General features: G+C 63.8%; 20 protein-coding genes. 15 read left to right on the forward strand and 5 right to left on the reverse strand.

Annotated elements, in window-relative coordinates:
* Positions 1 to 7: 7 nt before the first annotated feature.
* The 6 genes from sucD (at position 8) to lpdA (ending at position 8,151) form a co-directional block, all read left to right on the forward strand.
* The gene (sucD, locus tag AC0NIE_RS05425; RefSeq protein ID WP_473485937.1) at positions 8 to 910 is read left to right on the forward strand and encodes a succinate--CoA ligase subunit alpha; all 903 of its coding nucleotides are present in this window, start codon (positions 8 to 10) and stop codon (positions 908 to 910) included.
* A 139-nt stretch (positions 911 to 1,049) separates the two neighbouring features.
* On the forward strand, positions 1,050 to 4,037 hold the full coding sequence (locus AC0NIE_RS05430; RefSeq protein WP_473485936.1) for a 2-oxoglutarate dehydrogenase E1 component: 2,988 nt from the start codon (positions 1,050 to 1,052) through the stop codon (positions 4,035 to 4,037).
* A 50-nt stretch (positions 4,038 to 4,087) separates the two neighbouring features.
* The gene (gene odhB / locus AC0NIE_RS05435; RefSeq protein ID WP_123148798.1) at positions 4,088 to 5,389 is read left to right on the forward strand and encodes a 2-oxoglutarate dehydrogenase complex dihydrolipoyllysine-residue succinyltransferase; all 1,302 of its coding nucleotides are present in this window, start codon (positions 4,088 to 4,090) and stop codon (positions 5,387 to 5,389) included.
* 45 nt (positions 5,390 to 5,434) lie between these two features.
* The gene (locus AC0NIE_RS05440) at positions 5,435 to 5,953 is read left to right on the forward strand and encodes a hypothetical protein (protein ID WP_473486014.1); all 519 of its coding nucleotides are present in this window, start codon (positions 5,435 to 5,437) and stop codon (positions 5,951 to 5,953) included.
* Positions 5,950 to 6,705, forward strand: a complete 756-nt coding sequence (locus AC0NIE_RS05445; protein WP_473485935.1) for an SDR family oxidoreductase — start codon at positions 5,950 to 5,952, stop codon at positions 6,703 to 6,705. The genes AC0NIE_RS05440 and AC0NIE_RS05445 overlap by 4 nt, the downstream gene beginning before the upstream one ends.
* Positions 6,706 to 6,744: 39 nt before the next feature.
* Entirely contained in the window at positions 6,745 to 8,151 is a 1,407-nt protein-coding gene (lpdA, locus tag AC0NIE_RS05450) for a dihydrolipoyl dehydrogenase (protein ID WP_473485934.1), read from the forward strand.
* A 721-nt stretch (positions 8,152 to 8,872) separates the two neighbouring features.
* Here lpdA and AC0NIE_RS05455 read toward each other — a convergent pair.
* Positions 8,873 to 9,940 carry a TraB/GumN family protein gene (locus tag AC0NIE_RS05455; protein ID WP_473485933.1) on the reverse strand — a complete coding sequence of 356 codons (1,068 nt, stop codon included), beginning with the start codon at positions 9,938 to 9,940 and terminating at the stop codon, positions 8,873 to 8,875.
* A gap of 115 nt (positions 9,941 to 10,055) precedes the next feature.
* Positions 10,056 to 10,994, reverse strand: a complete 939-nt coding sequence (locus AC0NIE_RS05460) for a tyrosine recombinase XerC (protein ID WP_473485932.1) — start codon at positions 10,992 to 10,994, stop codon at positions 10,056 to 10,058.
* 133 nt (positions 10,995 to 11,127) lie between these two features.
* On the opposite strand from AC0NIE_RS05460, the gene rimM reads away from it, so the two are divergent.
* Positions 11,128 to 11,727, forward strand: a complete 600-nt coding sequence (gene rimM, locus AC0NIE_RS05465; protein WP_473485931.1) for a ribosome maturation factor RimM — start codon at positions 11,128 to 11,130, stop codon at positions 11,725 to 11,727.
* The gene (trmD, locus tag AC0NIE_RS05470; RefSeq protein ID WP_473485930.1) at positions 11,724 to 12,422 is read left to right on the forward strand and encodes a tRNA (guanosine(37)-N1)-methyltransferase TrmD; all 699 of its coding nucleotides are present in this window, start codon (positions 11,724 to 11,726) and stop codon (positions 12,420 to 12,422) included. Before rimM ends, trmD begins: the two co-directional genes overlap by 4 nt.
* Here trmD and AC0NIE_RS05475 read toward each other — a convergent pair.
* Positions 12,404 to 13,156, reverse strand: a complete 753-nt coding sequence (locus AC0NIE_RS05475; RefSeq protein WP_473485929.1) for a sulfite exporter TauE/SafE family protein — start codon at positions 13,154 to 13,156, stop codon at positions 12,404 to 12,406. The genes trmD and AC0NIE_RS05475 overlap by 19 nt on opposite strands.
* Positions 13,157 to 13,491: 335 nt before the next feature.
* Here AC0NIE_RS05475 and rplS point away from each other — a divergent pair, with 335 nt between their 5' ends.
* From rplS to leuC, 5 genes are all read left to right on the forward strand, one after another.
* Positions 13,492 to 14,031: a 50S ribosomal protein L19 gene (gene rplS, locus AC0NIE_RS05480; RefSeq protein ID WP_473485928.1), complete on the forward strand. Its 540-nt coding sequence runs from the start codon at positions 13,492 to 13,494 to the stop codon at positions 14,029 to 14,031.
* Between the two features lie 263 nt (positions 14,032 to 14,294).
* A complete protein-coding gene (locus tag AC0NIE_RS05485; RefSeq protein WP_029349350.1) occupies positions 14,295 to 15,092 on the forward strand; it encodes a transporter substrate-binding domain-containing protein in 798 nt (265 codons plus the stop codon).
* Between the two features lie 245 nt (positions 15,093 to 15,337).
* Positions 15,338 to 16,153 (forward strand): amino acid ABC transporter permease, encoded by an 816-nt coding sequence (locus AC0NIE_RS05490; protein ID WP_473485927.1) that lies wholly within the window; start codon positions 15,338 to 15,340, stop codon positions 16,151 to 16,153.
* A gap of 57 nt (positions 16,154 to 16,210) precedes the next feature.
* Positions 16,211 to 16,846: a class I SAM-dependent DNA methyltransferase gene (locus AC0NIE_RS05495; RefSeq protein WP_473485926.1), complete on the forward strand. Its 636-nt coding sequence runs from the start codon at positions 16,211 to 16,213 to the stop codon at positions 16,844 to 16,846.
* A gap of 432 nt (positions 16,847 to 17,278) precedes the next feature.
* Positions 17,279 to 18,688 carry a 3-isopropylmalate dehydratase large subunit gene (gene leuC / locus AC0NIE_RS05500; RefSeq protein WP_473485925.1) on the forward strand — a complete coding sequence of 470 codons (1,410 nt, stop codon included), beginning with the start codon at positions 17,279 to 17,281 and terminating at the stop codon, positions 18,686 to 18,688.
* Positions 18,689 to 18,760: 72 nt separating this feature from the next.
* On the opposite strand, the gene AC0NIE_RS05505 is transcribed toward leuC, so the two are convergent.
* Positions 18,761 to 19,072, reverse strand: coding sequence for a hypothetical protein (locus tag AC0NIE_RS05505; protein ID WP_095495597.1), 312 nt, complete (start codon positions 19,070 to 19,072; stop codon positions 18,761 to 18,763).
* A gap of 154 nt (positions 19,073 to 19,226) precedes the next feature.
* Here AC0NIE_RS05505 and AC0NIE_RS05510 point away from each other — a divergent pair, with 154 nt between their 5' ends.
* On the forward strand, positions 19,227 to 20,423 hold the full coding sequence (locus AC0NIE_RS05510; protein WP_473485924.1) for a GGDEF domain-containing protein: 1,197 nt from the start codon (positions 19,227 to 19,229) through the stop codon (positions 20,421 to 20,423).
* A 79-nt stretch (positions 20,424 to 20,502) separates the two neighbouring features.
* On the forward strand, positions 20,503 to 21,726 hold the full coding sequence (locus AC0NIE_RS05515; RefSeq protein ID WP_473485923.1) for a GGDEF domain-containing protein: 1,224 nt from the start codon (positions 20,503 to 20,505) through the stop codon (positions 21,724 to 21,726).
* On the opposite strand, the gene AC0NIE_RS05520 is transcribed toward AC0NIE_RS05515, so the two are convergent.
* Positions 21,710 to 22,063, reverse strand: a complete 354-nt coding sequence (locus AC0NIE_RS05520) for a hypothetical protein (protein ID WP_473485922.1) — start codon at positions 22,061 to 22,063, stop codon at positions 21,710 to 21,712. The genes AC0NIE_RS05515 and AC0NIE_RS05520 overlap by 17 nt on opposite strands.
* Positions 22,064 to 22,121: the final 58 nt, after the last annotated feature.

A 22,121-nucleotide genomic window follows, 5' to 3' on the forward strand; every position in this document is an offset into this window, starting at 1 on the left:
GACCACCATGTCCATTCTCGTCGACAAGAATACCAAGGTCCTCGTGCAGGGCCTGACCGGCAAGACCGGCACGTTCCATACGGAGCAGGCGCTGGCCTATCACGGGACAAAAATGGTCGGCGGCATCCATCCCAAGAAGGGTGGTGAGACGTGGACCGGCGCCAAGGGCGAGACGCTGCCGATCTTTTCCACCGTCGCTGAAGGCAAGGCGAAGACCGGCGCCAATGCGTCTGTCGTCTATGTGCCGCCGGCGGGCGCCGCGGAGGCGATCCTGGAAGCGATCGAAGCCGAGATCCCGCTGATCGTCTGCATCACCGAGGGCATCCCGGTGATCGACATGATCAAGGTCAAGGCGCGGCTCGACCGCTCGACATCGCGGCTCATCGGCCCCAATTGCCCCGGCGTCCTGACCCCCAACGAATGCAAGATCGGCATCATGCCCGGCAACATCTTCCGCAAGGGCTCGGTCGGCGTTGTTTCCCGCTCGGGAACGCTTACCTATGAGGCTGTGTTCCAGACCACCAATGTCGGCCTCGGCCAGACCACCGCCGTCGGCATCGGTGGCGACCCCGTCAAAGGCACGGAGTTCATCGACGTGCTGGAGATGTTCCTCGCCGACGACGAGACCCAGTCGATCATCATGATCGGCGAGATCGGCGGCTCGGCCGAGGAAGACGCCGCGCAGTTCCTCAAGGACGAAGCCAAGCGTGGCCGCAAGAAGCCGATGGCCGGTTTCATCGCCGGGCGCACGGCCCCGGCCGGCCGCACCATGGGTCATGCGGGAGCGGTCATTTCCGGTGGCAAGGGCGGCGCGGAAGACAAGATCGCGGCGATGGAATCGGCCGGGATCAAGGTATCGCCGTCGCCAGCACGGCTGGGCACGACGCTGGTCGAAGCGATCAAAGGTTAAGGGAGTAGGGCAGTATGGGAGTAGGGGAATAGGAAGAACGGGACGAGTGGCGACAATTGCCACTTTCCCTACTGCCCTACTACCCTATTCCCTTACTCCCCTTCGGAAAAGGAGACGGAGCCAGGCTCCGCGGAAAAAAATGGCAAGACACGATCAGGCCAACGACCAATTTTCGCTTACCTCTTTCCTCTATGGCGGCAATGCCGATTATATCGACGCGCTCTACGCCGCCTATGAGGACGATCCCTCTTCGGTCGACCCCGAATGGCAGGATTTCTTCGCGGCGCTGAAGGACGACGCCGGCGATGTCCGCAAGAATGCCAAGGGCGCCTCATGGGCCAAGCCCTCGTGGCCGCTGCAGGCCAATGGCGAATTGGTGTCGGCGCTCGACGGTGATTGGGGCATCGTCGAGAAGCACATCGAGAAGAAGGTCCAGCACAAGGCGGTGATGAACGGGGTCACCCTTTCGGACGCCGACGTGCATCAGGCGACGCGCGATTCCGTGCGCGCCATCATGATGATCCGCGCCTACCGCATGCGTGGCCACCTGCACGCCAATCTCGATCCGCTCGGCATCGCCAAGCCGCTCGAGGATTACAACGAGCTGTCGCCGGAAAATTACGGCTTCACCGCCGCCGATTACGATCGCCCGATCTTCCTCGACAATGTGCTCGGGCTCGAATTCGGCACCATCCGTCAGATGCTCGACATATTGACCCGCACCTATTGCTCGACGCTCGGCGTCGAGTTCATGCATATTTCCGATCCCGAGGAGAAGGCCTGGATCCAGGCGCGCATCGAGGGCACCGACAAGGAGATCTCCTTCACCGCCACCGGCAAGAAGGCGATCCTGCAGAAGCTGGTCGAGGCCGAGGGCTTCGAGCAGTTCATCGACGTCAAGTACAAGGGCACCAAACGCTTCGGCCTCGACGGCGCAGAGGCGTTGATCCCGGCGCTGGAGCAGATCGTCAAGCGCGGCGGCCAGCTCGGCATGAAGGAGATCGTGCTCGGCATGGCGCATCGCGGCCGGCTGAACGTGCTCTCCCAGGTGATGGCCAAGCCGCACCGCGCCATCTTCCACGAGTTCAAGGGTGGCTCTGCCGCGCCCGACGAGGTCGAGGGCTCGGGCGACGTGAAGTACCATCTCGGTGCTTCGTCGGACCGCGAGTTCGACGGCAACAAGGTGCACCTGTCGCTGACCGCCAATCCCTCGCATCTGGAAATCGTCGATCCGGTGGTAATGGGCAAGGCGCGGGCCAAGCAGGACTCGCTGTTCGGCCGCAGCCGCGAGGAGATCGTGCCACTGGAAGAGCGCGCCAAGGTGCTGCCGCTGCTCCTGCATGGCGACGCCGCCTTTGCCGGCCAGGGCGTGATTGCCGAGATCCTCGGCCTGTCGGGGCTGCGCGGCCACCGCGTCGCCGGCACGCTGCATTTCATCATCAACAACCAGATAGGCTTCACCACCAATCCGCGCTTCTCGCGCTCGTCGCCCTATCCTTCGGATGTGGCCAAGATGATCGAGGCGCCGATCTTCCACGTCAATGGCGACGATCCGGAAGCCGTGGTCCATGCCACCAAGGTGGCGATCGAATTCCGCATGAAGTTCCACAAGCCTGTCGTGGTCGACATGTTCTGCTATCGCCGCTTCGGCCACAACGAAGGCGACGAGCCGGCCTTCACCCAGCCGATCATGTATAGCAGCATCCGCAGCCACAAGACGACGGTGCAGATCTATGCCGACCGGCTGATCGCCGAAGGCCACCTCACCCAGGCCGAATTCGACAAGCTCAAGGCCGACTGGCGGGCACATCTCGAGCAGGAATTCGAGGTCGGCCAGCATTACAAGCCCAACAAGGCCGACTGGCTGGATGGCGCCTGGTCCGGTCTGCGCACGGCCGACAACCAGGACGAACAGCGGCGCGGCAAGACCGCCGTGCCGGTCAAGACGCTGAAGGAGATCGGCAAGAAGCTGACCGAGGTGCCGAAGGATTTTGCGGCCCACAAGACGATCATGCGGTTTCTCGAGAACCGCCGCCAGGCGATCGAGTCGGGCGAGGGCATCGACTGGTCGACGGCCGAGGCTCTGGCCTTCGGCGCCATCCTGCTCGACGGCAATCCGGTCCGGCTGTCCGGACAGGATTCGGAACGCGGCACGTTCTCGCAACGCCACTCCGTGCTCTACGACCAGCGCGACGAGACACGCTATATCCCGCTCAACAATCTGTCGGCGGCGCAGGCCGGCTTCGAGGTCATCAACTCGATGCTGTCGGAAGAGGCCGTGCTCGGCTTTGAATACGGCTACAGCCTGGCCGAGCCGAAGGCGCTGACGCTTTGGGAAGCCCAGTTCGGCGATTTCGCCAACGGCGCCCAGGTGGTGTTCGACCAGTTCATCTCGTCGGGCGAGCGCAAATGGCTCAGAATGTCGGGCCTCGTCTGCCTGCTGCCGCATGGCTATGAAGGCCAGGGGCCGGAACATTCGTCGGCCAGGCTCGAGCGCTTCCTGCAGCTTTGCGCCGAAGACAACATGCAAGTGGCCTACTGCACGACGCCGGCCAACTACTTCCACATCCTGCGGCGGCAGTTGAAGCGGGATTTCCGCAAGCCGCTGATCCTGATGACGCCGAAGTCGCTGCTGCGCCACAAGCGGGCGGTGTCGACGCTGCCGGAGATGTCGGGCGAAAGCGCGTTCCACCGGCTGTTGTGGGACGATGCCCAGCAGCTCCCCGGCCAGGCGATCAAGCTCACCAAGGATTCGAAGATCCGCCGTGTCGTGCTCTGCTCGGGCAAGGTCTATTACGACCTCTACGAGGAGCGCGAGAAGCGCGGCATCAACGACATCTATCTGCTGCGCGTCGAACAGCTCTATCCGTTCCCGGCCAAGGCGCTGATCACCGAACTGTCACGCTTTCGCAATGCCGAGATGGTGTGGTGCCAGGAGGAGCCCAAGAATATGGGCGCCTGGTCGTTCATCGATCCCTATCTGGAATGGGTGCTGGCGCATATCGATGCCAAGCATCAGCGGGTGCGCTATACCGGCCGGCCGGCCGCCGCGTCGCCGGCGACCGGATTGATGTCGAAGCATCTCGCCCAGCTTGCCGCCTTGCTCGAAGACGCGCTCGGTGAATAGAACAGAGCCGGGCGAATAGAACAGAACCGACAGAAAAACGGACAGGCACAATGGCTACCGAAATCCGCGTCCCCACTCTTGGCGAATCCGTCACCGAGGCGACCATCGGCAAATGGTTCAAGAAGGTGGGCGACGCGATCGCCACCGACGAGCCGCTGGTCGAACTCGAGACCGACAAGGTAACGGTGGAAGTGCCGGCCGCATCCGCAGGAACGCTTAGCGAGATCGCGGTCAAGGAGGGCGAGACGGTCGAGGTCGGCGCTTTGCTCGGCATGATTTCGGCGGGCGACGGGGCAAAAGCGGCAGCACCCGCGAAGGCGTCAACTCCAGAACCGAAACAGGACGCGGTATCGCAGGCCTCGGCGCCGACCGCCGCATCGACTGTCAAGCAAGCCGCGGCCGAGACCGCCAAGATCGCCGGCGATGCCGGGCCGATCGAGGCCCGCACGATGCCGCCGGCGCCGGCGGCGGCGAAGCTGCTGGCCGAGAGCAATCTCGCGGTCGACCAGGTCTCGGGTTCCGGCAAGCGCGGCCAGGTGCTGAAGGGCGACGTGCTCGACGCAATCGCCAGGGGCGCGCCGTCGCAACCGGCCGAGACGCCGAAGGCGCCTGCACCGGTCGCTGCCCGTGCGCCGTCCTCGGCCGATGACGCGTCGCGCGAAGAGCGCGTGCGCATGACCAAGCTGCGGCAGACCATCGCGCGCCGCCTCAAGGAAGCGCAGTCGACCGCCGCCATGCTGACCACCTTCAACGAGGTGGACATGAGCGCGGTGATGGCGCTCAGGACCAAATACAAGGACGTGTTCGAGAAGAAGCACGGCGTGAAGCTGGGCTTCATGGGCTTCTTCACCAAGGCCGTCACCCATGCGCTGAAGGAAATCCCTTCGGTCAACGCCGAGATCGACGGCACCGACATCATCTTCAAGAACTACGCCCATATCGGCGTCGCCGTCGGCACCGAAAAAGGCCTCGTCGTCCCGGTGGTGCGCGACGCCGACCAGATGTCGATCGCCGAGATCGAGAAGGACATCGGCAGGTTGGGCATCGCTGCGCGTGACGGCAAGCTTTCCGTGGCGGATATGCAAGGAGGCACGTTTACGATTTCTAACGGCGGCGTCTACGGCTCGCTGATGTCGACGCCGATCCTCAACGCGCCGCAGTCGGGCATCCTGGGCATGCACAAGATCCAGGAGCGGCCGGTGGTGGTTGGCGGCCAGATCGTGATCCGGCCGATGATGTATCTGGCGCTCTCCTACGATCACCGCATCGTCGACGGCAAGGAAGCGGTGACCTTCCTGGTCCGGGTCAAGGAAAGCCTGGAGGATCCGGAGCGGCTGGTGCTCGACCTCTAGGGGCCGGTCGAGGTGAGCCGGGGAATGGATCTGCGCCACCGAATGATGACCAGTTCCGCGCATTTCCGGTCCAGGGTGTTTTTCGCAGCTGTGCTCGCGGCCGGCGTTGCGCAGACGGGATCGGCAGCCTTTGCCGCCTGCCCGCTCGAGCTCGCCGTCTATGGCGATGCCGAAGGTGCGGCCGAGATCGATTTCAGGCCGACCGGGGGATCGGCTGTTGTCACCAACACGTTCAAGATGGTGCTCGATAATGGCGTCGTGCTCGACGGCATCGTCATGTGGACGCAAGGCGTAGCGCGGCCGCATGGCTCGCTAATGTACAAATGCCCGACAGGCGATGTCACCGGCGACGAGCTCGCCGCCTGCACGCTGTGGGAGGGGGTCGTCTACAGTGCTGATGACAAGGGCAACATCGCTCTGCTGCCGGCCGAGGGCGTGGACGCGCCGAAGACCCTGATCTTTCCCGACCTCGGACCGTCGCTGCAGAGGTCGACCGCCTATGGCGCCAACGGGTTTTCAAAGGTGCCGTGGGATGTTTTTTCGTTGAAGGGCTGTCAGGAATGAGCGTGGCCAAAAAAGTGCTGCTGGTGACCGGCGGCAGCCGCGGCATCGGCGCTGCCACATCCAGGCTTGCCGCCAGGGCCGGATACCGCGTCGCGATCAACTATGCATCGAACGAGGCTGCCGCCGCAGCACTTGTCGGGGCGCTCGAGCAGGATGGCGGCGAAGCGCTGGCCATCAAGGGCGACGTCGGCAGCGAGGCCGATATTCAGGCGATGTTCGAGAGGATTGATCGCGCCTGCGGCCCGCTCGATGCGCTCGTCAACAATGCTGGCGTGGTCGACCGGAGAGCGCGTGTCGACGAAATGAGCGGGGCAAGGCTGGAGCGCATGATGCGCATCAATGTCATTGGCGCCATGCTCTGTGCCCGCGAAGCGGTGAAGCGCATGTCGACCAGCCATGGCGGCAAGGGTGGCGCCATCGTGAATGTTTCCTCAATTGCCGCAAGAATTGGCGGGCCGGGCGAATATGTCGACTACGCCGCCTCGAAGGGCGCCATCGATTCGTTCACGATTGGCCTGGCGCGCGAAGTGGCCGGCGAAGGCATCCGCGTCAACGCCGTCAGTCCAGGGATCATCGACACCGAAATTCACGCCTCCGGCGGGCAGCCGGATCGGGTCGACAGGATGCGTCACCTCGTACCCATGCAAAGGGCGGGAACCGCCGAAGAGGTCGCCGCGGCAATTCTCTGGCTCCTGTCGGACGGGGCGTCCTTTACGACAGGCGCGAATTTGGAAGTGGGCGGCGGCCGCTAATCCCAGCCAAGGCTGAGTACCAGACCAGAAGGATAAATCATGGCTTATGACGTCGTTATCATCGGATCGGGACCGGGCGGCTATGTCTGCGCCATCAAGGCGGCGCAGCTCGGCCTGAAGACGGCGGTGGTCGAGAAGAACCCGACCTTCGGCGGCACCTGCCTCAATATCGGCTGCATCCCGTCCAAGGCGCTGCTCCATGCCTCCGAGATATTTTCCGAGGCCGGCCATTCCTTCGATACGTTGGGCGTCGAAATCAGCGCGCCCAAGCTCAACCTGGAAAAGATGATGGCGCACAAGGACGCGACAGTGGCGTCCAACGTCAACGGCGTCGCCTTCCTGTTCAAGAAGAACAAGATCGACAGCTTTCGCGGCACCGGCAAGGTCCTGTCCGCCGGAAAAGTGTCGGTGACCGGCGAGGGCGGCAAGGTCGAGGAGATCGAGACCAGGAACATCGTCATCGCCACCGGCTCCGACGTCACGGGCATCCCGGGGGTCAAGGTCGACATCGACGAGAAGGTGATCATGTCCTCGACCGGCGCGCTGTCGCTGGACAAGGTGCCGGGCCATCTGGTGGTGGTCGGCGGCGGCGTCATCGGGCTGGAGCTCGGCTCGGTATGGGCGCGGCTCGGTGCCAAGGTGACCGTCGTCGAGTTCCTCGACGCCATACTGGGTGGCATGGACGGCGAGGTCGCCAAACAATTCCAGCGCATGCTGTCCAAGCAAGGCATCGAATTCAGGCTCGGCGCCAAGGTGACCGGTGTCGCCAAGGCCAAGAAGGGCGCCACCGTCACCTTCGAGCCGGTCAAGGGCGGCGCGGCCGAGACGATCGAGGCGGATGCGGTGCTGATAGCGACGGGACGCCGGGCCTATTCGGACAGTCTCGGGCTGAAGGAGGCCGGGGTCGAGGTCGACGAGCGCGGCCGGGTCAAGGCGGACGGCCATCTCAAGACCAATGTACCCGGCATCTACGCCATCGGCGACGTCATCGCCGGGCCGATGCTCGCCCACAAGGCGGAGGACGAGGGGGTGGCGGTGGCCGAGATCATTGCCGGCCAGGCCGGCCATGTGAATTACGAGGTGATTCCGAACGTCGTCTACACCAATCCGGAAATCGCCTCGGTCGGCAAGACCGAGGAAGAGCTGAAGGCGGCAGGCATCGACTACAAGGCCGGCAAGTTTCCGTTCAGCGCCAATGGCCGGGCGCGCGCCATGCTGCACACCGACGGCTTCGTCAAGATCCTGGCGGACAAGCAGAGCGACCGCGTGCTCGGCGTCCACATTGTCGGCTTCGGCGCCGGCGAGATGATCCACGAGGCGGCGGTGCTGATGGAGTTCGGCGGCTCGTCGGAAGATCTTGCCCGCACCTGCCACGCCCATCCGACGATGTCGGAAGCGGTGAAGGAAGCGGCACTGGCGACCTTCTTCAAGCCGATCCACATGTAGGCCTTCCCAAGCTACTCCGGCAGCCATCTGACGGCTCAAAGCAAAACGGCCCGCTTTTCAGCGGGCCGTTCATATTTGGAGTCAGCAGCCGATCACTGCGGGGCTGGTGCGGGCGCCGGGGCAGGCGCTGGCTCTGCAGGCGCCGGAGCAGGTGCTGGGGCAGGCGCCGGAGCAGGCTCTGCGGGTGCCGGAGCTGGCGCAGGCTCTGCAGGTGCCGGGGCTGGCGCAGGCTCTGCCGGAGCAGGCGTCGGTTCCGCGGGCGCTGGCGCCGGGGCCGGCGTGGTTGCGGCCGGCGGTTCAGCAGGCGCTGGCGCCTCACCGCTTCTTCCAAAAACATAGTAAGCGACAATAGCCAGAATAACGACAACCAGGGCAATCAGCCAGCCGGTGCTGCCGCCACCCGACTTGGGAGGGGGCGTCGGAGTGGTGTACGGGTCGTTTGGATTCGCCATAAAAGTCTCCTCCGTGGGATGAAAAGTATCAATCAACACACATCAACGCGCAATCGTCGAACAGGTTTCACGCTAGGGGTCGAAAACGCCGAAAACAGGGCAATCTTCGCCGAGAATCGTTTGTCCGCACGCACTTTACTCGCAAAATTCGCAGCAATCGAGCCAAAACAAACCTTTCGACCTTCTTGTACTGAGACAAGCTTTTCGTGATTCGGGAAAGGCATCGCCCCGAATCACGTCTTGCCGGGTTTGCAACTCGACCGTGCAACTCAGTCGACGGCAGTGACGGTGTAGCCGGCCTTGCGGAAATCTTCGACCAGGCCTTCCGCGCCCGGAAGGTGCAAGGCGCCGACCGCCATGAAGGCGTTGCCCTTGGCGAGGATCGGCCCGGCATGATCGATCATCACCTTGTTGCGGCGGGTGATCATGGTTTCCTCGAAGGCGGCATAGCCCGCCGAATCGTCTTCGCCGCCGGGGAGGACGGCACGAAACAGCGGCCAGAGCATGCCGATGTCGCCGCGCTGGTAAAGCACGATCATGGTTTCGTTGACGTCGTTCACCCTGTTGCCGAGCTTCAATGTGTCGACGAGGCCCTTCATGTGAAAAGCGAGCGGCAGCGAGGCCATGGCGCGAAGCTGGTCGGCGACGGTCTCCAACCCATCGACGGCCTTGCCTGAGGCTTTGGCGTCCTGCGCGAGCTTGATGTCGAGCACCGGCGCGCCGCCGGCCTGGCGGGCCAGTTCACAGGCCGGGAGCGCGACCATGGTCGACAGCATCCACGGTTTCATCTTGGCGACGCTCGCCGGCGGGATGCCGCGCGCGTCGAGCGCCTTGTTCACCGCCGCCGCATCGTCCGGCGACAGCAGCGAGGACAGCGTGGTGCTGTCGGTGAACATCATCAGCTCCGGCTCTTTCAGGAACGCCGCCATCATCTTCTGCTGATCGAGCACCTCCGTGGTCTCGATGACGACAGTGTCGGCGGCGTCAAAGGCCTTTTGCGCGGCGGGCGGCAGCGTGGTCACGCGCGGGTCGGTCATGTGCATGGTGCCGAACAGGAAGGACGGCCTTTCGCCCGCCTTTTCCAGTTTCCACAACAGGCCCTTGCCGTTCAGTGTTGCGGCCGCTTCCGTCTCGATCTTGCGGTAGGTGGCGGGGTCGTCCTTCTGCAAGGTCGACAGCATGTCGGCACCGGCGCAGACCGGGGTTTCGGCGCGCGCCTTGCCGGCGGCGAGCAGCGCGATGATGAGGAAAGAGAGAAAAAACAGGACGTTGAGCGCCACGAGCAGCTTCAACGACGCAAGGGCCGTGCGGTCGGCGATGGCAATGACGCGTTTCATGGTCCGCTTTTTAGAGACAAAGAACGGCGAAACGGTTAACCGGCGCAGCAAAATTGTCTCGGACATCGTTCGACGGCTGATATCCTGGCTGCAACTTTGCGAAATCATGCGTCGATTACGCCCGCGGATGGGCCGCTTCATAGACTTCGAGCAGCCTCGCGGTGTCGACGCCGGTATAGATCTGCGTCGTCGACAGGCTGGCGTGGCCCAACAATTCCTGGATGGTGCGCAGGTCGCCGCCGCGCCCAAGCAGATGCGTGGCGAAGGAATGGCGCAAGGCGTGCGGCGTGGCGGTGTCGGGCAGATTGAGCGCCGAGCGCAGCTTGGCCATGTCGCGCTGGACGATGGCCGGGTTGAGCGGGCCGCCGCGGGCGCCGCGAAACAGCAGGCCCTTCGGGTCGAGATGATAGGGGCAGAGCCGGCGGTATTCGGCAATCGCCCGCAGCGCGATCGGCAGCACCGGCACCAGCCGGGTCTTGCCGCCCTTGCCGGTGACGCGCAGCACCGTTTCATCAGGCGACGACAGATCGGCGCCGGACAGGCCGAGCGCCTCGGAAATGCGCAGGCCCGAGCCGTAGAGCAGCGTCAGCACGGCGCCGTTGCGGGCAGCCATCCACGGTTCCTCCGCCAGCTGGCCCTCCACCGAAACGACGTGTTTCGCATCGCTTGCCGTCAGCGGCTTGGGCAGCGACTTCGGCTGCCGCGGAGCGCGCAGTGCCGCAGCACCCGCCGCATTGGCGAGGCCGCGCCGCTCCAGAAAGCGCAGCAGCGAGCGGATGCCGGCGAGCCCGCGTCCGAGCGTGCGGGCGCCGGCGCCTCCGGCGCGGCGGGCGGCGAGAAAGCCGCGCAGATCGGCCGGGCGCAGATCGGCGATATCCGAAATGCCGGGCGAACCGCCGCAATGGCCTGTCAGGAAGTGCAGGAACTGGCGCGTGTCGCGCTCATAGGCTTCCACGGTTTCCGGCGACAGCCGGCGTTCGCGCGCCAGCATCTTCAGCCAGCTCTCGCGGGCCGCCTGAAGGTCTGGTCTGGCCGGGATAAGGAATTCCTGCATCGCGCTCTTCCGATATTTCGTTCTTCCAATTCTGGGCCATCTTCCGGCAGGCGGGTTAGGAAGCGGTGAAGAGCCGCGTCATTGAAATGACAAGAGGGTGGAGCTAGAGCAAGGCCAAAGGATTTTTCCACCGATGACCAAACCGCAAAACCCCGTCCAGATGGCCGTGATCGGCGCCGCCCACGGCATCAAGGGCGAATTGCGCGTGAAGACCTTCACCGGCGATCCGTTGGCGCTGGCCGACTATGGGCCGCTCTATGCCAGGGATGGCCGCGCCTTCCAGATCGTCGACATCAGGCCGGCCAATAACGTTGTGGTGGTGCGCTTCAAGGGCATCAGCGACCGCAACGCCGCCGAGGCGCTCGTCGGCACGGAATTGTTCGTCGATCGCTCGATGCTGCCGGACGACGGCGAAGAGGACGAATTCTATCATGCCGATCTCGTCGGTCTAACGGTCCGGGACGATACCGGTGCTGACATCGGCAAGGTCGTCGCCGTGCATAATTTCGGCGGCGGCGACATTCTCGACGTGACGCTGGCGGGGCGCAAAGGCGTGCTGATCCCGTTCACGCAGGCCGCCGTGCCTGACTTGTCGATCAAAGACGGCTTCGTCCGCATCGATCCGGCGGCGGCGGGCTTGATCGATGACGAAGACGGCGATGCTCCCGGCCGCGACGGTTTCGACCCGAAGGGCAGGCCGCGCGGACCGAAGGACGCCGGGGGCAACCGGTGAGTTTTTCCGCCTCGGTGCTGACGCTCTATCCGGAGATGTTTCCCGGCGCGCTCGGCCTGTCGCTGGCCGGCCGGGCGCTGGAGGCCGGCACATGGTCGCTGGAAGCGATCCAGATCCGCGATTTCGCCACCGATCGCCACCGCACCGTCGACGACACGCCGGCCGGCGGCGGCGCCGGCATGGTGATGCGCGCCGACGTTTTGGCCAAGGCGATCGACCATACCTCGCCACCGGGCGATCCACGGCCACGGCTGCTAATGAGTCCGCGTGGAAAACCGCTGACGCAGGTGCGTGTGCGCGAACTGGCCGCCGGGCCGGGTATCGTCATCGTCTGCGGACGCTTCGAAGGCGTCGACCAGCGGGTTATCGAGGCGCGGGGGCTGGAGGAGGTCTCGGTCGGCGACTTCATCCTGTCCGGCGGCGAGCCGGCAGCGCTGGTGCTGCTCGACGCCGTGGTGCGGCTGTTGCCCGGCGTGATGGGCAATGCGGTGTCGGGCGATGAAGAGAGCTTTGAAAACGGCCTGCTCGAACATCCGCACTACACGCGGCCGCAGGAATTCGAGGGCCGGCAAATCCCCGAGGTTCTCACCTCGGGCAATCACAAGAAGATCGCCGCATGGCGGCGCGCCGAGTCGGAAAGACTGACTAGGGAGCGGCGGCCGGACCTGTTAGCTGCTCACCCCCTGGTGAAATAGTAAAAGGCCAGGAACACGCCGACCCCGACGACGAAGCCGCGCACGGCAATTTGCGGCACGCGTTTGGCGATCCAGACGCCGGCATAGCCGCCCAGCGCGCCGCCCGGTATCATGACGATCGCCTGCCGCCAGGCGATGACGTCGCCGGAGACGAAGACCAGGATGGATACCGCCGCGATGACCACTGCCAGCATGTTCTTCAGCGCGTTCAGGCGGTGATAGTCGCCGGCCTGGGTGAGGCCGAGCGTCGCCAGCATCATGACGCCCATACCGGCGCCGAAGAAGCCGCCATAGACGGCGGTGGCGAACTGCGCGAGGGAACCGACCAGCGAACCCACCGCGGCCTCACGCTCCGGCTTGGGCGCCGGTCTCAGCCACGGCCCGGCGGCGAACAGCGCGGTTGCCGCCAGCAACAGCCAGGGCACCAGGGCGCGGAACGACGGATTGTCGAGCGCCAGAAGGATGAGCGCACCGGCCAGCGCACCGAAAGCCGAGATAAGGCCGAGCAGCAACGCCGTGCGCCAGAAATGCTTGATGTCGGACCAGTAGGCGAGCGTCGAGGTGATGTAGCCGGGAAACTGTGTCAGCGACGAGGTGGCGTTGGCGACGATCGGCGGCAAGCCGACCAGCGACATGGCGCCGAAGGTTATGAACGTCCCGCCGCCGGCTATGGCGTTGACGGCACCTGAGAGAAAGCCCGCGAAAAAGAGCAGCGCCGCATCGAGAACTGGCATGGAGGGGTATTGCCGCCGGAGGAAAGTCACATTTTACCCGGCTTAAAAAGCTTGGGCCTTAGACGCAACCCCTGCGCTGAAAGATTGCAATGTCGGCCAACGACCAAAAAAGACACGGCGAAGGCGTGACAAAGCGTCGAAATAGCTGTATGTGCGCGCCGAACCGGAAGAACAATCTGCCGGACCCGTCAACAATGACGGTGTAGTCGCCCCTGCCCGATGTTCTCGAACCCCAGATGGTCTCGAACAAAGGGCATAGCCGAGCGGTCGATGCAACTGCAAGGCGAGTGTCGGACGCTCTGACTGTCGGAAGAACAAGAAGTGGATTTGTAGAGATGGATATCCTCCGTCAGCTCGAGGCCGAACAGGCCGCCAAGATCGAAGCCAAGCGCAAGCTTCCCGAATTCCAGCCCGGCGATACCGTGCGCGTCCAGGTCCGCGTGACCGAAGGCACCCGCACCCGCGTCCAGGCCTATGAGGGCGTCGTCATCGCCCGCGCCGGCGCCGGTTTCCAGGAGAATTTCACCGTTCGCAAGATTTCCTATGGCGAAGGCGTGGAGCGCGTGTTCCCAGTCTATTCGCCGATGGTCGAGGGCGTCGAGATCGTACGCCGCGGCAAGGTGCGCCGCGCCAAGCTTTACTACCTGCGCGATCGTCGCGGCAAATCGGCCCGCATTTCGGAAAACACCGGCGTGCGCGCCCGCAAGCTGAACGATGAGGAGCGCGATGCGCTGAACGCCGAGAAGGCCCGCATCGAGGCCGAGAAGGTTGCCGCCGCCCAGGCGCTGGCCGCCGAGAAGGCGGCGCAGGACGCCGCCGAGAAGAAGGCTGCCGACGAGGCCGCCAAGGCCGCGGAAGCGGCTGTCGCCGAATAACGCGTCTTCAAAACCCATGTTTCGAAAAGGCGGCTTCGGCCGCCTTTTTGTTTCGCGGGATGGATTCGATTTTGCCGGGCCGCGTTGGTACGCAATCGAAACGGATCGTTCCGTAATCGTTTGGTGAAAGCATGGGAATTCATTTTCGCGCAAAGCGGCGCATCAAGCCGGCTTGCAAGGCGCTTGCGGAAAGCTAAAGTCGGCGCCGGATTTTCCTGCAAGCCTCGACCATGTCGAGGCCGTTCAATTTCTCGGGGTGTACCATGACCAAATCGAAACTGCTGTTGGCCGGCCTGTTGGCTCTGATACTTGCGCCGGTCGCCGCCCTGGCGCAGGCGCTGCCCGATCTCGGCGGCAAGAAGGTGGTGGTGGTGACGGAGAACGCCTATCCGCCATTGCAGTTCATCGACGCCAAGACCGGCAAGCAGATCGGCTGGGAATATGACGCGATGAACGAGATCGCCAAGCGGCTCAATTTCCAGGTCGAGTACCAGAACACCTCTTGGGACGCGATGATCCAGGCGGTTTCCGACAACCAGTACAACATCGGCATGACCGGTATCACCATCAAGGACGACCGCAAGCAGAAGGTCGATTTCTCCGACCCCTACATGCGCTCGGAACAGTTCATGCTGGTGCGCGGCGATGAGAAGCGCTTCACCGACGCCAAGACGTTTGGCGCCTTCAAGGATGGGCTGATCGGCGCGCAGGCCGGCACCACCCCCTTCTACACCGCCGTCTACAGCGTGCTCGACGGCAATGAGCAGAACCCGCGCATCAAACTGTTCGAGACGTTCGGCGCGACGGTGCAGGCGCTGAAGACCGGCGACGTCGATGTCGTGCTGACCGACGGCACTGCCGGCAAGGGCTATGTCGAGGCGTCCAATGGCGGGCTGAAGCTGATCGGCGGACCGCTCGGCACCGAGGATTTTGGCTTCATCTTCCCCAAGGGCTCTGATCTGGTGAAACCGGTCAACGCGGCGATCGCCGCACTGAAGGCCGACGGCACGCTCGACGCGCTCAACAAGAAATGGTTCCTTGATTACAAGATGGGGCAGTGATTTCCTTTGTGGCGCGCTTTTCGTGACGATCGTGCGCCGGGATTCGCGCTGACTCTGCGCCAAGGCACCCCCCTCTGTCCTGCCGGACATCTCCCCCTCAAGGGGGGAGATCGGCATTCGCCAATTTTCAGCGTTGCAGAATGGGCGGCGACGTCAAGGCTGCCAATCTCCCCCCTTGAGGGGGAGATGTCCGGCAGGACAGAGGGGGGCCACTTGGCTCGACGTTGTTTCGTCGGCGCGCCTTGATGGCAACGCCAGCATCGTCAACCTCCAAAACCGACTTCCCCTGGTGGCTTGCCGTGGCGGCGGCGCTCGCCGTGGCCGCTGCCATCTTCATTGCGGCAAGCGACCTCTACGCCCAGGTTTTCGCGACCGTCGCCACGGGCATCGGCATCACCGTCTTCGTCACAATGGTCGCCTTCGCGCTGGCCTCGGCAATCGGGCTCGGCATTGCGCTGATGGGACTGTCGGGGTCGCGCTGGCTGCGCCAGATTGCCCGCTTCTATGTCGAGATCATCCGCGGCGTGCCGATGCTGGTGCTGTTGTTCTGGATCGCCTTTGCCGGGGCGCCGGCCTTCGTCGCGGCGTGGAACGCGCTGACCGCGCCATTGCAAAATGCGGGTCTCTTCGCAGAACTGCTGGTGCGCGACGTGTCGTTGCTGTGGCGCGCCATCATGGCGCTGACCATCGGCTACTCCGCTTTCATCTCGGAGGTCTTCCGCGCCGGCATCCAGGCAGTGGAGAAGGGCCAGATCGAGGCGGCGAAGGCGCTGGGGCTGACGCGCACGCAGCGTTTCCGGCTGATCGTATTTCCGCAGGCGATCCGCACCATCCTGCCGCCGCTCGGCAATGATTTCGTCGCCATGGTCAAGGATTCCTCGCTGGTCTCGGTGCTCGGCGTCGCCGACATCACCCAGATGGGCAAGATCTACGCCGCCGGGTCGTTCCGCTTCTTCGAGACCTATTCGATCGTCGCCTATATCTATCTTATCCTGACGGTCGGCCTGTCGCTGGCCTTGCGGGCGCTGGAGCAACGGCTGCGCCGCCAGCATGAGGAATAGCCGGCAGGCGAAGACGGCGCTACGATTGCAGCCAATGCATTTTGGAGGGTCAGGCCCATGATCATCGACAAAGCCAATGCGGCCTTGGAGTCCGTCTATACGGCCGACACGCCGGAAGCGCTGGCGCAAGCCTATGCCGCATGGGCTGCGACCTATGACAGCGAAACCGCCTCGCTCGGCTATCTCCTGCCGTTCCTGATCGCCGCCTGGGTGGCGCGCCATGTGCCATCAGGCGAGGGGCCGCTGCTCGACGCCGGCTGCGGCACCGGCCTGTCGGGACCATCGCTCAAAGCGCTCGGCTATCAGGACATCGCCGGGCTCGACCTGTCGGATGAAATGCTCGACATCGCCGGCAGCCGCCAGGCCTACAGCGAGCTGAAACAGGCGATGCTTGGCGGTCCGCTGCCTTGGCCGGACGGGTATTTCCGGGCCTTCTTCTCGACCGGCGTGTTCACCATCAGCCACGCGCCGGCCTCCGGCCTGCATGAACTGGTGCGGATCACCAAGAGGGGCGGCCACGCCATCTTCACCGTTCGCGACCAAGTGTTTGAGAGCGGCGGCTTTCGTGACGTCCTTGCCGAGCTGGAGCGCGACAAAAAATGGCGGTCGGTCGAGGAAAGCCCGTGGTTCCGCTGCTATGCAATCGCCGAGCCCGAGGCGCTGGTGAAGACATTTGTGTTTGAGGTGGTTTAAGTGGCGCTTCTTCCTTCTCCCCTTGTGGGAGAAGGTGGCCGAGCCCACGGGTCTTGCCTCCGGCAAGCCCGAGGACAGGCTCCGCTCGGTCGGATGAGCGGTGTTCCAGCTTGGCACCAACCGCACTCCGTCCAACACCCCTCAACCGTTTCGGCGCTGCGCGCCGATCCACCTTCTCCCACAAGGGGAGAAGGCAGAGCCGCGCCAGGCAGCCGCGATTGCCGAAAAGCCAAAAGATTGATATGAGCCACGCCATGGAACAGCTTTTTGGCGATCCGGCTTACAAGGGCTTCGTGCTGCAGGACAGAAAACGCCTGCCGTCGCGATTCTCGGCGCGCGTTTCCGGCGCTCTGACCAGCCGACTTCGCTAGGCCGTGTTCGCCGGCTAGCCGGCGCTTGTCCTTTCCCATTTTTATCGACGGATTTACGCACATGAGCGCACCGCGCACCCTCTACGACAAGATATTCGACGACCATGTCGTCGACCGCCAGGACGACGGCACCTGCCTGCTCTACATCGACCGTCATCTCGTCCATGAAGTGACCAGCCCGCAAGCCTTCGAAGGCCTGCGCATGACCGGCAGAAAGGTCCGGCATCCGGAAAAGACGCTGGCCGTGGTCGACCACAATGTGTCGACCTCGCCGGAGCGCAAGTTCGGCATCAAGAACGAGGAAAGCCGCATCCAGGTCGAGGCGCTGGCCAAGAACGCCAAGGATTTCGGCGTCGAATATTATTCCGAGAAGGATATCCGCCAGGGCATCGTCCATATCATCGGTCCTGAGCAGGGCTTTACGCTGCCCGGCATGACCATCGTCTGCGGCGACAGCCACACCTCGACGCACGGCGCTTTCGGCGCATTGGCGCATGGCATCGGCACCTCGGAAGTCGAGCATGTGCTGGCCACGCAGACGCTGATCCAGCGCAAGGCCAAGAACATGCTGGTGCGCGTCGACGGCGTACTGCCGGAAGGCGTCACCGCCAAGGACATCATTTTGGCGATCATCGGCGAGATCGGCACTGCCGGCGGCACCGGCTATGTCATCGAATATGCCGGCGAAGCGATCCGCGCGCTGTCCATGGAAGGCCGCATGACCATCTGCAACATGTCGATCGAGGGCGGCGCCCGTGCCGGCCTGATCGCGCCTGACTCGACGACCTTCGCCTATGTCAAGGACAAGCCGCGTGCCCCCAAGGGCGAGGCGTGGGATGCGGCGCTCGCTTACTGGAAGACGCTGCAGTCCGACGAGGGCGCGCATTTCGACAAGGTGGTCGTGCTCGACGCGGCGAAATTGCCGCCGATCGTCTCCTGGGGCTCTTCGCCCGAGGACGTCGTCTCGGTTCAGGGCATCGTGCCGAACCCCGACGATATCGCCGATGAGAACAAGCGCACCTCCAAGCAGCGCGCGCTCGACTATATGGGGCTGACGCCGGGTACCAGGATCACCGATATCGCGCTCGACCGCGTCTTCATCGGCTCCTGCACCAACGGCCGCATCGAAGATCTGCGCGCCGTCGCCAAGGTGGTCGAGGGCAAGAAAGTCAGCCCGCATGTCGATGCGATGATCGTGCCGGGCTCCGGTCTGGTCAAGGAGCAGGCGGAAGCAGAAGGTCTCGACAAGATCTTTGTCGCCGCCGGCTTCGATTGGCGTGAGCCGGGCTGCTCGATGTGCCTTGCCATGAATGACGATCGGCTGAAGCCGCATGAACGCTGCGCCTCGACCTCGAACCGCAATTTCGAGGGCCGTCAGGGCTTCAAGGGCCGTACCCATCTGGTGTCGCCGGCCATGGCGGCGGCGGCGGCGATCGCCGGCCATTTCGTCGACATCCGTGAGTGGAAATAAACGCAGGGCTGCCACAGTCCGTATATGAAAGCATGCCAGGCCCGAGCCGCAACGCGTTTCGGGCCCTTTCTTTCAGCCGGGGCGCCTAACGAATTCGTGGAATTGCTCACGGCGGCCGGGTTGATCCTTTGCCACCACGAGCGCCAGCTGGCGTTCGTCGAAAAGCTTGAACCATTCGTCCCATTCGACCAGTTCGTAGCCGCCGGCGTTGGCCGGGCGTTCGGCCTGATCCTGGTCCTGATAAGCGTGCTGGCCGAAAACCAGCCTCAGCATGGCTTGGGTGCCTGTTTCGGGCGATACATCGACGATTGCCGGAAATCCGGCGCGTGACGCGGCCCATGAGCGAATTGCCTCGTGATCGGTCAGCATGATCGTATCGGCCATGAAAGCGTCTCCATCGATTGCTGCTGGAAAACGCCGGCCGCGGTTTCAAGTTCCGTGCAGCAGCTTCATGGGCGACCATGTCCGACTCTGCTTAACCGCTTGTTTGGGCTTCCGCTCTAAGGTCTTCTCTACGGAAGCGTGGGGGCACGGTCCTTTGGACACCGGTCTGCTGATAGGGTTGCTCAACCCGATGATCGCGCTTGTGCTCGGCGCGGTGTTTCTCGTGCTGTGGTTCTATCAGCGTCACCGCCCCTATCTGGCCGTGCTGGCCGCCAGCTACTGGCTTTCGGCGGCCGGTTTCCTGTTGCAGTATTTCACGCTGCCCATCGGCATGGCGCCGACCAAGCTGCTCTCCAACATCTGCTTCACCATCGCCGCCTGTGGTCTCGCCGGCGCGATCGTGACACGTTATGGACGGCGCGTGCCCTTTGCTGCGATTGGCGTTCTGGCGAGCGGCGGCCTGACCGCTTTTTGCTGGTTCATGTTCATCCAGCCGGATCTCACCTGGCGGATCCTGGTGATGAATTTCGCTTTCGGCGGCCTCAGCCTGGTTGTCGCCGCCGAACTGCGCGTGGTGCGCGACAGCGGGCCGACGGAAATGATACTGTTCGTGCTGTCGCTGCTTTCCGGGCTGAACTTCTTCGTGCGCACCCTCGTCATCGTCATCGCGCATGGACCTTACCAAAGCTATGACGGGTTCTATGCCTCGTCCTACTGGACGACGGCGCTGCTGTCGCATGCGCTGTTGTCGCTGCTCATCGCGCTTTGCCTGTTCTGCGCGGCTGCACTCGATGTGATGAAAGCGCTGAAGGCCGAAGCGTATACCGACCCGTTGTCGGGCCTGCTCAACCGCCGCGGCTTCGAGGAGCGCGCCACGCTTCTCCTGCAGCACTGCGCCACCGCCAAACTTCCGGTCGCGCTAGTGCTCGCCGACCTCGATCATTTCAAGGCGCTCAACGATCTGCACGGTCATGCGGCGGGCGATCGCGTGATCGCCGACTTCGCCGCCAAGCTTCTATCGGCTGCCGGCACCAGCGGCGTCGCCGGCCGCATCGGTGGCGAGGAGTTCGCAGTGCTTTTGCCGCTGAGCGACCTTGGCGCGGCAAGGCTGTTTGCCGAAGCCATTCGCGCGCTCTATTCGGCGGGCAGCGTCGACGGGCTCCCGTCCGGCACAAGAGTGACCGCGAGCTTCGGCGTGACGGCCCGCACCGGCGAGGAAGGGCTGGAGCCGCTGATGCGCCGCGCCGACGAGGCGCTTTACAAAGCCAAACGAAACGGCCGCGACAGCGTGCGCCTGTCCTATGACCAGTCGGAAACGGTGTTCGTTGTGGAACCGCTCAAAGCTGGCTGATCGCATCCGCGCCCGGGCTCGCGTTAACGTCTTTTTCGCCCGTTTGTGATTTGCTGGCGCAGGGAGTGCGAAAAACCACATGGGCGGCGGTGCAGAGTTCATCCTTGCAATCAACCTGCTCGTGGCCGGCCTGCTGGCGGCTGCCTTCATGACCATCTCGTTCAACGATGCGGCGCGCGCGCCGGCGCGCTGGCTGGTTTTCGGTTATCTGCTCGGGATGGCCTATTTCGCCATCGAGTTCAGCATTCCGGTCTTCGACAATGCGCGACCCGCGGTCGTCGCGGGCTTCGCCGTTTTCCTTGGCGCCACCATCGCCTTCAATGGCGGGCTTGCCCATAAATACGGTGTGGCGCCGCCCTGGGCGCCGATGTTCGTCTTCCTGTTTGCGGCCACCGTGGCCGTGTATTTCGTGCAGGACCTGCCGCGCCAGTCGCTTGCCCGCATGATGGCCTACCAGTTTCCCTATGCGGCCATGCAGTTCGTAGGCGTCGCCATCGTCTGGTCGTCCAGGCAAAGACGCGACTGGCTCGACCGTGCGCTGATGGCCGTTCTGGCGGCCAGCGCCCTGCAATTCGTGAGCAAGCCGTTCATCGCCCATGCATTGGGCGGCTGGGGTGTCAATCCGCAGGCCTATCTGCACAGCAACTACGCTCTGGTGTCGCAATCACTAGGCACTGTATTCGGCATGACAATCGCGCTTCTCATTCTGGTCATTGTGGTCCGTGACGTGCTCGCCGAGGCGACATCGAAGTCGGAGACGGACACGCTATCAAGGCTGCTCAACCGGGGCGGCTTCGAACGTCATGCCGAGCTCGCGATGCGTGACGCGGTGCGCAAGGGTATTCCGGTCGCCCTGGTCATCGCCGACCTCGATCATTTCAAGAGCATCAACGACAGTTTCGGCCACGCGTCCGGCGACCGGGTCATCGAGGCCTTTGCCGGCTTCCTGCGTGATGCGGCCGCCGATCACCACGTCGCCGGCCGCATCGGTGGTGAGGAATTCGCCATCATCCTGCCGGGAACCAACCTCGCCGCCGCGCGGCTCTTCGCCGAAGGCACGAGCAGCGCTTTCGGGGCCCTGCCGATAGACTGTCTGCCGGCGCACCATCGTTGCACCGCCAGCTTCGGCGTTGCCGAGCTTCACCCGGCCGAAGGGTTTTCCGACCTGCTGCAGCGCGCCGATGAAGCGCTCTATCAAGCGAAGGGCAGCGGACGCAATTGCGTGCGCATCTCGATAGGGTCGATCGCCTCCCGGCAGACGGCTGTCGCCAACGCCGGGCCGAAGATCAGCGGCAGGGGCTGAGCTCGGGCATCTCGCCGTCGGAAAGCCCGTACATATAGCTGCGGCCCTTCACGAAAACCGGCGGCCGGTAGCAGTCGCGGCTGCTGACGTCATCCGCGTCGTTTTCATAGATGATTTTGGGCTGGCCGGCGCCGGTGTAGTCCGACAGCTCCTTGGCCAGGTTGCCGTCGCCAACGAGGATGCGCTTGTAACCGGCGGCGCTCTCGATGACGAGATTTCCGAAGGAATCGGCGTAGACGCGGTCGCGCGTCCCGGCGAGTGCCGGTGCTGCGAAGCCGATGGCCACCGCCACCAGGATGAGCGCCGGGAGGCGCGATCTGCCTGAATTCGAACGCATGGCGTCCCCCATTTGTCAGAGGCGAGTCTTGCTCGAATCACAAATTAACCTTTTCTTA

The sequence above is a fragment of the Mesorhizobium sp. WSM4842 genome (assembly GCF_055901575.1).